The sequence below is a fragment of the Micromonospora sp. LOL_015 genome (assembly GCF_048060275.1).
GTDB lineage: Bacteria > Actinomycetota > Actinomycetes > Mycobacteriales > Micromonosporaceae > Micromonospora_E.
The window spans coordinates 1-11464 of the sequence record NZ_JBHMIO010000079.1; the positions used below are offsets into that span (position 1 = coordinate 1).

Here is an 11464-nt window from a genome sequence, read left to right on the forward strand (position 1 = left end):
CACAACCTCACCCGCGCCGCCGGACACCTCGCCGCGGGCACCTGGTCGACCGCCAGACCCGCCACCATCCGGACCCGGATCATCACCGTCGCGGCCCGCCTCGCCCACCGGGCCCGCACCATCCACCTGCACCTGCCCGAGTACCGGCCCTGGCAGGCGGCGTTCGACAACCTGTTCACCGCCGTCCGACCGGCACCCGGCTGACCACACCCCACCAGCCGAAACCAGGCGGCCCGACCACAGGCCACAATCCCGTTCCACCCCGAACACTCACCCTCGGAGCAAGCCGATCACGTGATCGGCGACTCCCTCACGCCCGCCGCACCACCCAACACAGAAATGATCAACCAACATACAGCGGCAACCGCGTCGGTGGATCGAGGCTAAGGCCGGGTCACCGGAACATCGGTTTAGAGTCCCGACCGATCAGGGATGCTCGTTCTCGATGTGCTTGACGAGCTCATCATGTTCGTCGAGCTCATCGACCGACCGCCGCTGGTGTGAGCATCTCGCTACTGGCGGACCAGGAGGCGCTGGAGGACCATCGGTGTTCACCGTGGCGCGAGTCGAGATCGAGATCACCGCAGAGCCGGCTCGTGCCCGTTACGCGAAACCGCGCGGCAGCCGAATCCCTGTCGGCAGGCCGCGACGGCTAGAACGGAGATCGTGATGACCGACGCCGCGCAGCCCTCCCCCAGGGTGTTGGAGATCTCGTGGGGACAGATGGACGTCGAAGGCCTCGGAACCGGCAAGGACTTCATGCTCTACCCAGGCGGCGGCCGGGCCTGGGACTGGTCCGAGACCGAGACCCGGCACAGCCCAGGGATTCAACCGGAGGACGTCGAGGAACTGCTGCGCAACGGCGCGACCGCGATCGTCCTGTCCCGTGGGATGCAGCTCCAGCTTCAGATCGACCCGCGCACACTTGAGCTTCTCGACCGGCACGGCATCACGCCGTACGTCGCCGAGACGACGCAAGCGGTGCAGCACTACAACGAGATGGCCGCGACGCGGCCGGTGGGCGGCCTGTTCCACTCGACCTGCTGACCGGGCGCACCGCGCCCAACGTGGTCCACTACGCGCCATCGACCCGACACGCCGACAGCCTGTCAGACCACACGCATCCGATCAGCCCCAGTCGGCGGACGGACGGGCCCTCCGGTCAGCCCTCGCGCAGTAGGGCGTGGGCGATGGCTCGGTCGGGCGTGCTGTGCCACGCCGGGCCGCCGGCTCCGGACTCCCAGAGCAGGTTCTGCAGTACTCGGCCGAGCATCCAACCGACCGCCCGTTGCCGGTCGACACCCAGCATCTCGGTCATCAGGTCGAAGCGTCTGCGGACCGCACGGGGCACGTCGCCAGTGACGACCACGTCGTTCCACCGGTTGTGCAGGGCGGGAAGCAGCTCGAACGCAGGGTCTCCGGCGAGTGGTTTCGGGTCGATCGCAAGCCACGGCTCCCGAGCGCCGGACGCGGCCGGGGCGGACCCGGCCGACTCGGTCCGGGACGCGAGGACGTTGTCGTAGTGCAGATCCCAGTGCAGCAGCCGGTCACCGGCCTCCGGCAGCAGCTCCTCGACAGCCGCCGCGCACCGCCGGACCAGCGGATGGTCTGCGGCGGGTAGCCGTACCAGCGCCTGCGGCACCCGGTCGAGCATCCCGGCGGCGACATCGGCGAGGCGGCGTATGTCGGGCGGGGCGACCACCGAGGTCAGCCGGGCGAGCAGCTGGCTGAGGATCCGTAACGCGGCCAGGTCGTCGGGGACGACTGCCAGGGTACGGTCGGCATCGAGTCGTTCCAGCAGCATCGTGCCGGAGCTCGCGTCGTGCCGCAGGAGGCGTACCGCGCCGTCGCCGCCCCAGGCCCGCAGCGCCGCCGGCTCACCGACGGTCTCCTCGTCGATCGGCTGCAGCTTCAGCATCGCCGGTGACCCGTCGGCCTGCACGACGGGCAGCACCAGGGCGATCGCGCCGCAGCTCGATGGCCCGTCGCGACGCAGCCCCCAGCTGTCCATGATGGCCGTGGTCAGCTGCGGCAGCGCCGCGATCCAGGCCCGTCCTGCCTCGCCGAAGTACGTGGCGTGGGATACCGCCAGCTGCGCCGGAACCGCAAGGCCCGATCCGCTGGTGGCCGCGCTCACCGCAGTTCAGTGAGGGTCGGTGGCCTTGATGGTGGTGAGGAAGCCGGTCCAGGCGGCCGGGTCGAAGGCGAGCGCTGGGCCGCCGCGGTCCTTGGAGTCGCGTACGCCGATGGTGTCGGCACCGAGGCGGACCTCGACGCAGGCGGCGTTGTTCGCGCTGCGGGAGGACGTGTACCAGCCGCGTGCGGGGGTGTGCTCGGTCATGTCATCTCCTGGGCGACCTGGCGAATCAGGGCGAGGGACTCCTCGAAGCTTAACGCCCGCTCCAGGGTCTCCCCGAAGGTGATCGTGTAGTCGGCGACCCGGCTGGACTGGTCGATGATGTCGCTGGAGGTCAGCACCTCCTGCCAGACCAGGTCCGGCACCCGGGTCGACGGGAACGACAGGATCTGGAACGGCGCTCCGAGCGCCGGGTAGGCGCCGGCCGAGTACGGGATGATGTGCACCCGGATCTGCTCCGGATGGCGGGTCATCAGGTCGGCCAGGTGATCCAGCTGGGCGCGCATCACTTCGGGGCCGCCGACCTGCTGGCGGATCGCACCCTCACCGAAGATCGCGGTGATCCGCAACGGCGGGTCCTCGGCGAGCCGGCGCTGCCGGGCCATCCGTACCTCGATGCGTTGCTCGGTCTCGGTGAGCCGGACGTAGGTGTTGCCACCGCGCAGGATCGCGCGGGCGTACGCCTCGGTCTGCAACAGGCCGTCGATCAGTTCGCTCTGGTAGGTGCGGACGTGGTCGGCACCGGCCTCGTAGCCGAGGAAGCGCAGGAACTCGGCCGGGAAGAGCTGCTTGTACGTGTGCCACCAGGCGCGGGCCATCGCGCCGACCCGCAGCGCCTCCAGCTCGGCGGCCTCCTGGTCGTCGATCTCGTAGATCTTGACGAGCTGGGCGAGCCGGTCGGCGGGGAGTTTGACCTTGCCGATCTCCACTCCGGAGACGTACGCCTGGGTGATGCCGCTGCTGCGGCCGACGCCGACGGCGGTCATGCCGAGCTCCTCTCGGCGCTCGCGTAGCCGGATGCCGAGCTCCATGGCCTGCACGGTCGGCGACATGGCGGGGTTGGCGGGTGCCTTACGGGTCCTCGGTGCACGTGCCATCGGTGACCTCCCTCGCGATTGGATGGTGACCACGACATCACACCAGGTGATCATGAACAACACAATGGGTTGATATAAGCGAGTTTTAGCGCGATGCTTCGTTCACCTCAGCATCCGAACAATGATCAAGGAGGACACTGTGGCCGGACAACTGGCATGGGTGGACGGTGAGCAGCGTGAACGGTACGGATTCTCGCTGTGCCGGGTGGTTGACCCCGGTGGCACCGACGAACGCTACGACCTGCTCGGCGTCATCGAGGTCCCGTTCGACCAGCGCCACCCGGAGCGCGTCGCCGACCAGCTCCACCCGTGGGCGGTCGCCACCCTGCGGGCCGGCGGGTACGGCTTCGGCCACTACCTCGCCGAACTGACCGGCCTCGACGAGGACGGCGAACCGTGGCACCACATCCGCAACGAGAACATCAACTGGTCAGGCACAACAGTGCTGGTACCCGCCGCCGACTGACCCCATGCTGCGGTGGCGACGCAACCCTCGCCTGACGGACGGCAGCGGGATACTGGTGTCCGACGAAGGGATTCGCTCGGTCGAGGCCGATCCCGGGCGTAATGAGCCGGGTCAGCCTCCGGTGCGTCGGGAGTGGGGGTAGGCAGCCGGTCAGGACTCGCCGCGTCGGGCGCGGACCGCCGCGAGCGCCTCGGCGAGGATCGCCTCGGCGTCGGCGTCGCTGCGGCGCTCCTTCACGTACGCCAGGTGCGACTTGAACGGCTCGGTCCGTGGCCGGGCCGGCGGATTGTGCCGGTCCTGCCCGGCGGGCAGCCCGCAGCGCGGGCACTCCCAGGTTTCCGGGGCCGCCGCGTCCACGGCGAGACTGATCTCCACCGCGTGCGCGTTGGCGCACCAGTAGGTGGCCTGTCGGCGGGGTGCGGGTTCGGCCCGCTCGGTGGGCCGGGCCGGGCTGGCACCGACCCGGCTGCCCCGGATCGTGTTTGCACTCGCCATGTTTGTCGCTCCTGTCGTCGGGGAGGGGATGTCACCACCGGCACGAGGCGGTGGTGCGACGCCGGTGAAGCGGGCGTACCGAAAAGAAATGCGCGACCCGTATCAACAGGCCGCGCAAAATCTTACGACGAGATGCGACGGATCACACACCCGTACTCATCGCGACCTTCAGCCACAGGCCGAAGCCGACGATGCAGGCGAACCACACGATGCCGGTCAGCACGGTGTAGCGGTCGAGGTTCTTCTCGGCCACCGAGGATCCGGCCAGGCTGGTGCTCACGCCACCACCGAACATGCTGGACATGCCGCCGCCCTTGCCCTTGTGCAGCAGGATCAGCATGGTGAGTATGACGCTCGTAATCACCAGCAAAACGATCAATACGTAGGCGAACTCGATCGGCATGGCAGTGGTCAGTCCTCTCATCACGGTCGCCGGCTCGCGAAGCGGGGCGAACCGGACAAACCCGAGTGGGCCGACACCCGGGCCACCCCAGGATAGCGGGCCGGCTCGATCCATGCCGACCGGCTCCGACCCGTCTCCGCAGCCATCCACCCGTGTGGTCCGCCGCGAGAAGGGTAGCCGACCGGATGAGACGACAGGGACAGCCCGCCGAGCGGATTCGGGGCCGACCCACCGGCGTCGGCCGGACGCCGGACCGGGCAGCCGAGCGGATCAGCGACGACCTACGCCTGGCCGACACGCCGACGCTGCGGCGACGGCGGTGGTCGGCCGGGCTGACCCTGCTCGCGGCCGGCGCCTACGCGGTGGTCGCCACCTACCAGTACGGCCTGGTGCGGCACCTGCCGGAGCCGGCGCTGCCCTGGCTGGACGCCGACCGGGTGGACGCCAGCGGCGAGGCGTACGCCGCCGGACACACCCCGGATACCGCCCTCGCGCTGGCCAACGCCGGCGTCACCCTCGCCCTGATCGGGACGGGCGACGCCGAGCGGGCGACCCGCCAGCCGTGGCGGCCGCTGCTCGCTGCCGGCAAGGCGGCCGGTGACGCGGCCGCCGGGGCCTGGCTGTTCGCCGAACAGCTCAGCCGGCACCGCCGAATCTGCAGCTGGTGCACCCTGGCCGCCGCCGCGACGACTGCGGCGGCGGTGCTCACCGTGCCGGAAGCCACCCGGGCGTGGCGGCACCTCCGCGGCCGCTCGGCATGAGGGTCCGGCAGCGGCGCGCCCGCCGGGTCGTCGTGGTCGGCGGCGGCCACAACGGTTTGGTCGCCGCCTGCTACCTGGCCCGCAGCGGCTGGCGGACGCAGGTGCTGGAGCAGTCCGACAAGCTGGGCGGCGGTGCCCGGACCGAAGAACTGCTGCCGGGTCACCATTTCAACACCCACTCCGCGGCGCACAACATCATCAACGCCACCGGCATCGTCGAGGATTTGCGGCTGCGTGACGCCGGGCTGGTATACCGCGAGATGGACCCGTTCTCCGTCGCGGCGTTCCGCGACGGCACGATCGTCCGGTTCCACCGCAGCGTCGCGGCCACCGTCGAGTCGATCGCCGAGGTCGACCGGCGGGCCGCGCGGCGGTACGCGGCCTGGATGCGCCAGGCTTGGCCGATCGTCTCCGCGATGCGGACCATGCTGGACCCCGGCACCGGCGTGACGCAGCGACTACGGCGGATGCCGAGCCTGCTCGCAGCGGGTGGCCTGGCGGTCGCCCGCAACGGCGGGCCGGTCGGGCTGGCCCGTACCCTGCTGGCACCGTACGGGCGGGTGCTGCGGGAACAGTTCGACACCGAGCTGGTCCGGGCACCGGTGGCGGCGTTCGCCGCGCACGCCTCCGCGTCGCCACAGCAGATCGGCGGGGCCACCTTCGCGTTCTGGCAGGCGTTCTACCACCAGGTCGGTCAGTGGCATCCGGTCGGCGGGTCGCAGGCGTTGACCGACGCGCTCGCCACCCGGCTGGCCAGCTACGGCGGCAGTTGGCGGGTGCACTCGCCGGTGGCCCGGATTCTGCGCACCGGGCCCGGCACCGACCGGGTCGCCGGGGTCGAGCTGGCCGACGGTACGCGGATCACCGCCGACGCGGTGCTCACCGCCATCGACCCGCGCACCGCCCTGCTCGACCTGCTGGATCCACCGCTGACCGGCCCGGTCGCCGACCGGCTGCGGGCCGCCGGGCGCGGGAACGCCGTACAGGGCCTGGTCCTGCTGGCCACGACCGGGCTGCCCGGCTACCCGCAGGCCCGGCCCGGCGACTGGAACGGACTGCAGTCCTACGTCGACAGCCTCGACTCGCTGTCCGCCGGATTCGCCCAGGCCGAGGCCGGTCATCTGCCGGACGACCCGGTGCCGACATACGCGTTCACGCCGTCGGCTCTGGACGACAGCCTCACCCCGCCCGGCCGGCACACTGTCTACCTGGCCTGCCCATGCGCCCCGTACGAGGTGCGGGGCGGTTGGGACGCCGCCCGGGAGGAGTTCGCCGACCGGATGATCGCCGCCGTCGAGGCGCGGGCACCCGGGTTCGCCGCCAGCGTCGTCGACCGGGTGACGCACACCCCGGCCGACATGGCCCGGCAACTGCGCTGGCCGGGCGCGCACCCGATGCATCTGGACATCAGCCTGGACCAGCTGGCGATACTGCGTCCGACCCCGGACCTTGCCGGCCACCGCACCCCGCTGCCCGGGCTGGTGGTGTCCGGGGCGGGCACCGCACCGGTCGGTGGCATCGCCGGCCTGCCCGGCCGCGACGCGGCGTACGCGCTGATCACCCGGCCGCCCGCGCGGGGCGGGCCCGCCGGCCGCCGATGGCCGTGACGAACTGGGCGGCGGCCAGCTGAATCCCGTACGACCAGGTGGGGTAGGCGTGGGTGGCCTGGGCGAGGCGACCGGCGAACATGCCGGTGGCCATCGCCAGCGCCGGTTCGTGGATCATCTCGCCGGCCCGCCCGGCGACGACGGTCGCCCCGAGGATCCGGCCGCCGCCGAGATTGCCCAGCAGCCGGCGCGGCCCGGCGACCAGGGTGACGAACCCGTCGGTCGCGTCGGCGGTGACCGCCCGGTCCATCTCCGTCATCGGCAGGTACGCCACCCGGCCGCCCCGGCCGACCGACTGTGCCTCGGTCAGCCCGACCCGGGCCACCTCGGGGTCGGTGAAGACCACCCACGGCGTGGCGGACGGATCGTAGCGCTGCCGCCGACGCGACAGCGCGTTGCCGGCGGCGATCCGCCCCATGGCGAACGCGGCGTGGGTGACCGGCATCCGGCCGGTGACGTCCCCTGCGGCGTACCCACCGGGCGCGGTCGTGGCGAGGCGGTCGTCGGTGACCACGTGCCCCCGGTCGTCGACGGCGATCCCGGCGGACGGCAGGTCGAGCCCGTCGGTGGTCGGCCGGCGGCCCGTCGCGACCAACAGCCGGTCGCCATGGACCTGGTTGCCGCCGGCCAGCCGCAGCGCCACGCCGCCGACGTGTTCGCCCGCTTCGACGACCTGCGCGCCCAGGCACAGCGTGATCCCTTCGCGGGCGAACACGTCGGCGATCACCGTCGAGACCGCCGGCTCGTGGCCGGGCAGCAGCCGGTCGGCGACCTCGACGACGGTCACCCGGGTGCCGAACCGGGCGTACGCCTGGGCGAGTTCGCAGCCGACCGGGCCGCCGCCGAGCACGATCAGCGACCCGGGTGCCGCGGCGAGGTCGAAGACCGTCTCGGTGGTCAGGTACGGGACCTCGGTCAGCCCGGGCACCGACGGGACCGCCGGGGCGGCCCCGGTGGCGACGATGTAGCGGCGGGCGGTCAGCACGGTGCCGTCGACGTCGATCCGCCCCGGCGCGACGAACCGGGCCCGACCCCGGCGGACCTCGATGCCCTCGGCGTGCAGCGCGGCGGCGTCCTCGGTGGCGGCGATCCGCGCGATCACCGATCGCATCCGTCGTACGGCGTCGTCGAACGGCAGTCCCCGACCGGCCGCCTCGATCAGCGTCTTCGACGGGACGCAGCCGGTGAACGTGCAGTCGCCGCCGGGCGGCCCGTCGGTGACCAGCAGCACCCGGGCACCGGCGCCGGCGGCGGCGCGGGCCGCACCGAGACCGGCCGCACCGCCGCCGATCACCACCAGGTCGTGTCCGCCGGTCACGGTCTGGCCGCCACCAGCAGGCCGTACCCGATGATCTGCTCGGCGATCGCCGCCCGGGCGGCGGCCAGCACCGCCGGGGCCCGGGTGAAGTCCAGCCCGGCCGCCTCGGCCCGGTCGCGGGCGGTCATCCGGACCAGCGTCAGCCGGGCCTCGATCTGCTCCAGCATGGCGGCGACCGCGGCGTCGTGGCGTTGCGTGTACGTCACCCGCAGCCCGGCGGCGGCCAGCAGGTCGGCGTACTCGGCCAGCGGGCGGGCGTCGGCGACGCAGGCGATCCAGCCGCCGAGCCCGGCGAGTTCGGCCGGCAGCCGGGCCTGGTCGACGGTGACGTCGGTGAGGCCGAGCCGCCCACCGGGCCGCAGCACCCGGGCGAACTCGACGGCGGCGGTGACCTTGTCGGGGAAGGTGCAGAAGGCGCATTCGCAGACCACCGCATCGAAGGCCGCGTCCGGCACCGGCAGCCGCTCGGCGTCGCCGAGCCGAAACCGCACCGATCCGCGGGCACCGGCCGTCACGGTCGCGGCAGCCGCCTGCGTCGCGGCGGAGACGTTGGCCGCCGACAGGTCGACGCCGGTGACATCGGCTTTGTACGACTGGGCCAGCAGCAACGCGGTGGCGCCGCGCCCGCTGGCCACGTCGAGCACCGCCGCGCCGGGACGCAGCGCGAGCCGGTCGGCGAGCCGCCGGGTCAACGCCAGACCGCCCGGGTGGTACGACTCGCCGAGCAGCAACGCGACGACGTCGGAGCCGTACGCGGCGGCGCAGCACGCCTTCGCCTCGGTCCTCGCCTCAGCGGCCACAGCGGGGCCGTCCACCGGACCGGTGGGGCCGGTCACCGGACCCGCCGGCCGACGTTGGTGGTGTCCGGGGCGATTCGGCCGGTGCCGGTGCGTCCACCGGGCCGGGCCACCTTCGATCCGTACGGCGAATCGGTGAGCACCGGCTGCAGCGGCAGCGCGTTGGGCACCACGTCGGCCACCGCGACCCCGGACAGCTGCTCGCGGACCTGTTCCCGGTAGCCGACCGAGTTGTACGCGCAGAACGGGATCATCCGTCCGTCCGGGGTGATTTCTTCGACGCAGCATTTCATCAGCTGTTTGACGTTGAGCGTGTACGGGTCCTGGAAGTCCTGAATGACGATCATGAAGGCCCGGTCGGTGATGTCGGCGATCGCTGCCGGCAGGTTGATTCCGCAGGCGTCGGCGCAGTCCAGCGCCGTCGCGGCGGCCGCCAGCTGCTCGCTGGTGGTCCCGGTGCCCATGAACGCCGACGCCGACCACAGCTTCTCCAACGCCTCGCGGATCGCCAGGTCCGGCAGCACCCGGTTGGCGACGTAGTCGAGGTAGTCGGCGACGTTGAGCAGCCGTGGGATCGGCACCACCCCGAAGCCGGGCTCGCCAGGGGTGCCCTCGCTCAGCAGGTAGGTGATGGACCGGCAGGTCGGGAAGCAGCACGGCACCGGGAAGAAGTCCGACGCGGTGAACCAGTCAGGGCGCTGCGCCACGATGCCGTGGATGATGTCGGAGTTGGTCAGCCGGTGCAACGGGTCGAACTCGACGTGCCGTCCAGCGTGGGTGACCGGCTGGAACGACACCGACCGTACGGCGGGATGCGCCAGCCCGTACTCGATGATCGCGCCGAGTTCGTGGTCGTTGAGCCCGCGCTCGACTGCGGCGACCAGGGTGACGGTCAGCCCGGCGTCGGCGCAGTTGTCCAGCGCCCGCCGCTTGATCTCGCGCAGGTCACGGCCGCGGATCGCCTGGTGGGTGCGCTCGTCGAAGCCGTCGAACTGCAGGTAGATGTTGATCGCCCGGTCCGGGCTGTGCCGCCGGCCGAGTTCGGCGACGAACCGCTTGTCGGAAGCGAGCCGGATGCCGTTGGTGTTGAGGTTGACCGCCTTGATCGGCCGGGCCTGGGCGGCGTCCACGAACTCCAGAATCTGCTTGTGGATGGTGGGTTCCCCGCCGGAGAACATCACCACTTCGGGTTCGCCTTCGGCGGCGACGAACGTGTCGAGCATCCGTTCGCACTGGTCGAGGGTGATCGAGTAGCCGTCGGGCTGGTGGCCGGAGTCGGCGAAGCAGATCGGGCAGTCCAGGTTGCAGCCGGTGTTGACCTCAATGATGCCGAGGCAGGCGTGCTGTTTGTGCTCGGGGCAGAGCCCGCAGTCGCTGGGGCAGCCGTCGACCACGTCGGTCTGGAACATCAGCGGGATCGTGCCGGGCTTGTTGAACCGGGCCGAGTCGAGGTACATCTGCGCGTCGCCGTAGACCAACGCCTCGAACTGCCCGTGCTCACGGCAGCGTTTCCGCAGGTAGACCTTATCGTCGCGGATGTTGACCTGGGCGTCGACGACGACCTTGCACACCGGGCAGATCGACTTGGTGTACTCGATGAAGATTTCGTCGCGGTCCTGTTTGTCGGTCATCGGGCTCCCTCGCGGCACGATGGATCCTCGGGCGACCAGTCCACCATCACCGACCGCAGGTCGGCAAGCACCCACCGCCGCAGGGCTGGCAGCCGGCCAGGCCAAGCGAGACGAGCGCCTCGCCCGGTTCCAGCTCTCCGCCCAACTCGGCCCCTACTCTTGAGGGTCCATGGACAGGATCGCCATCATCGGCTGTGGCGGCAGCGGCAAGTCGACGATCGCCCGGCAACTCGCCCAGGTCCTCGACGCGCCGCTGACTCACCTCGACGCGATCTACTACGACGAACAGTGGAACCCACTCCCGCAACACGAGTTCGCCGCCAAGCAGGAAAAACTCGTCACCGGCGAACGCTGGATCATCGAAGGCAACTACGCCGGCACCCTGCCGATCCGGCTCGCCGCCGCCGACACCGTGATCTTCCTCGACCTCCCCGCCGCCACCTGCCTCTGGGGCATCGCCCAGCGACGCCGCCGCTACCAGGGCGGCCAACATCAGACCGACGGCGTATACGACCGGATCACCTGGAACTTTGTCCGCTACATCCTCGGCTACCGACGCGCTATGCGGCCCCGCGTCCAGAACCTCATTCGAGAACACGGGCCGCACGTCCGGCTCATCTCACTCACCAGCCGCCGACAAGCCAACCAACTGGTCGACCGGCTCCGACGACAAGCCCAACCGTTGACTTCGTCCCCGCCCTGAAGGAACGGGGATCCCCTTGGTCGCGCTCGGGGGTTCCTGTTTCACCGAC

13 protein-coding genes and 1 pseudogene are annotated in these 11464 nt (G+C 71.2%); 6 read left to right on the forward strand and 8 right to left on the reverse strand.

Annotated features, from left to right (window positions below; genetic code table 11):
* Together ACFHWU_RS27830 and ACFHWU_RS27835 are read left to right on the forward strand one after the other, a co-directional pair.
* Positions 1–204 (forward strand): annotated as a pseudogene (locus tag ACFHWU_RS27830) (IS1380 family transposase); the annotation flags it as partial.
* 465 nt (positions 205–669) lie between these two features.
* Positions 670–1047, forward strand: coding sequence for an Mth938-like domain-containing protein (locus ACFHWU_RS27835; RefSeq protein ID WP_416569516.1), 378 nt, complete (start codon positions 670–672; stop codon positions 1045–1047).
* 115 nt (positions 1048–1162) lie between these two features.
* On the opposite strand, the gene ACFHWU_RS27840 is transcribed toward ACFHWU_RS27835, so the two are convergent.
* The 3 genes from ACFHWU_RS27840 to ACFHWU_RS27850 are packed head-to-tail and all read right to left on the reverse strand — an operon-like array spanning position 1163 to position 3234.
* On the reverse strand, positions 1163–2137 hold the full coding sequence (locus tag ACFHWU_RS27840; RefSeq protein ID WP_416592126.1) for an aminoglycoside phosphotransferase family protein: 975 nt from the start codon (positions 2135–2137) through the stop codon (positions 1163–1165).
* A 6-nt stretch (positions 2138–2143) separates the two neighbouring features.
* On the reverse strand, positions 2144–2341 hold the full coding sequence (locus ACFHWU_RS27845) for a DUF397 domain-containing protein (protein ID WP_416554821.1): 198 nt from the start codon (positions 2339–2341) through the stop codon (positions 2144–2146).
* A complete protein-coding gene (locus tag ACFHWU_RS27850; RefSeq protein WP_416554819.1) occupies positions 2338–3234 on the reverse strand; it encodes a helix-turn-helix domain-containing protein in 897 nt (298 codons plus the stop codon). Before ACFHWU_RS27850 ends, ACFHWU_RS27845 begins: the two co-directional genes overlap by 4 nt.
* Positions 3235–3355: 121 nt before the next feature.
* On the opposite strand from ACFHWU_RS27850, the gene ACFHWU_RS27855 reads away from it, so the two are divergent.
* Positions 3356–3700, forward strand: a complete 345-nt coding sequence (locus ACFHWU_RS27855; RefSeq protein ID WP_416554817.1) for a hypothetical protein — start codon at positions 3356–3358, stop codon at positions 3698–3700.
* Between the two features lie 150 nt (positions 3701–3850).
* On the opposite strand, the gene ACFHWU_RS27860 is transcribed toward ACFHWU_RS27855, so the two are convergent.
* Both ACFHWU_RS27860 and secG read right to left on the reverse strand, forming a co-directional pair.
* Entirely contained in the window at positions 3851–4195 is a 345-nt protein-coding gene (locus ACFHWU_RS27860; RefSeq protein WP_416554815.1) for an RNA polymerase-binding protein RbpA, read from the reverse strand.
* Positions 4196–4337: 142 nt separating this feature from the next.
* Positions 4338–4598, reverse strand: a complete 261-nt coding sequence (gene secG, locus ACFHWU_RS27865) for a preprotein translocase subunit SecG (protein WP_416554813.1) — start codon at positions 4596–4598, stop codon at positions 4338–4340.
* Between the two features lie 185 nt (positions 4599–4783).
* Between secG and ACFHWU_RS27870 the strand changes: the two genes are divergently transcribed.
* Positions 4784–5359, forward strand: coding sequence for a vitamin K epoxide reductase family protein (locus ACFHWU_RS27870; protein ID WP_416569514.1), 576 nt, complete (start codon positions 4784–4786; stop codon positions 5357–5359).
* On the forward strand, positions 5356–6966 hold the full coding sequence (locus ACFHWU_RS27875) for a phytoene desaturase family protein (RefSeq protein ID WP_416569513.1): 1611 nt from the start codon (positions 5356–5358) through the stop codon (positions 6964–6966). The genes ACFHWU_RS27870 and ACFHWU_RS27875 overlap by 4 nt, the downstream gene beginning before the upstream one ends.
* Here the strand turns inward: ACFHWU_RS27875 and ACFHWU_RS27880 are convergent.
* The 3 genes from ACFHWU_RS27880 to ACFHWU_RS27890 are packed head-to-tail and all read right to left on the reverse strand — an operon-like array spanning position 6917 to position 10712.
* The gene (locus tag ACFHWU_RS27880) at positions 6917–8284 is read right to left on the reverse strand and encodes a dihydrolipoyl dehydrogenase family protein (RefSeq protein ID WP_416569512.1); all 1368 of its coding nucleotides are present in this window, start codon (positions 8282–8284) and stop codon (positions 6917–6919) included. The genes ACFHWU_RS27875 and ACFHWU_RS27880 overlap by 50 nt on opposite strands.
* Complete coding sequence (locus tag ACFHWU_RS27885) at positions 8281–9084, reverse strand: class I SAM-dependent methyltransferase (protein ID WP_416569517.1); 804 nt, start codon at positions 9082–9084, stop codon at positions 8281–8283. Before ACFHWU_RS27885 ends, ACFHWU_RS27880 begins: the two co-directional genes overlap by 4 nt.
* A gap of 32 nt (positions 9085–9116) precedes the next feature.
* Positions 9117–10712: a radical SAM protein gene (locus tag ACFHWU_RS27890; protein ID WP_416569511.1), complete on the reverse strand. Its 1596-nt coding sequence runs from the start codon at positions 10710–10712 to the stop codon at positions 9117–9119.
* A gap of 169 nt (positions 10713–10881) precedes the next feature.
* Between ACFHWU_RS27890 and ACFHWU_RS27895 the strand changes: the two genes are divergently transcribed.
* Complete coding sequence (locus ACFHWU_RS27895) at positions 10882–11415, forward strand: topology modulation protein (RefSeq protein ID WP_416554803.1); 534 nt, start codon at positions 10882–10884, stop codon at positions 11413–11415.
* The last annotated feature ends 49 nt before the right edge of the window (positions 11416–11464 follow it).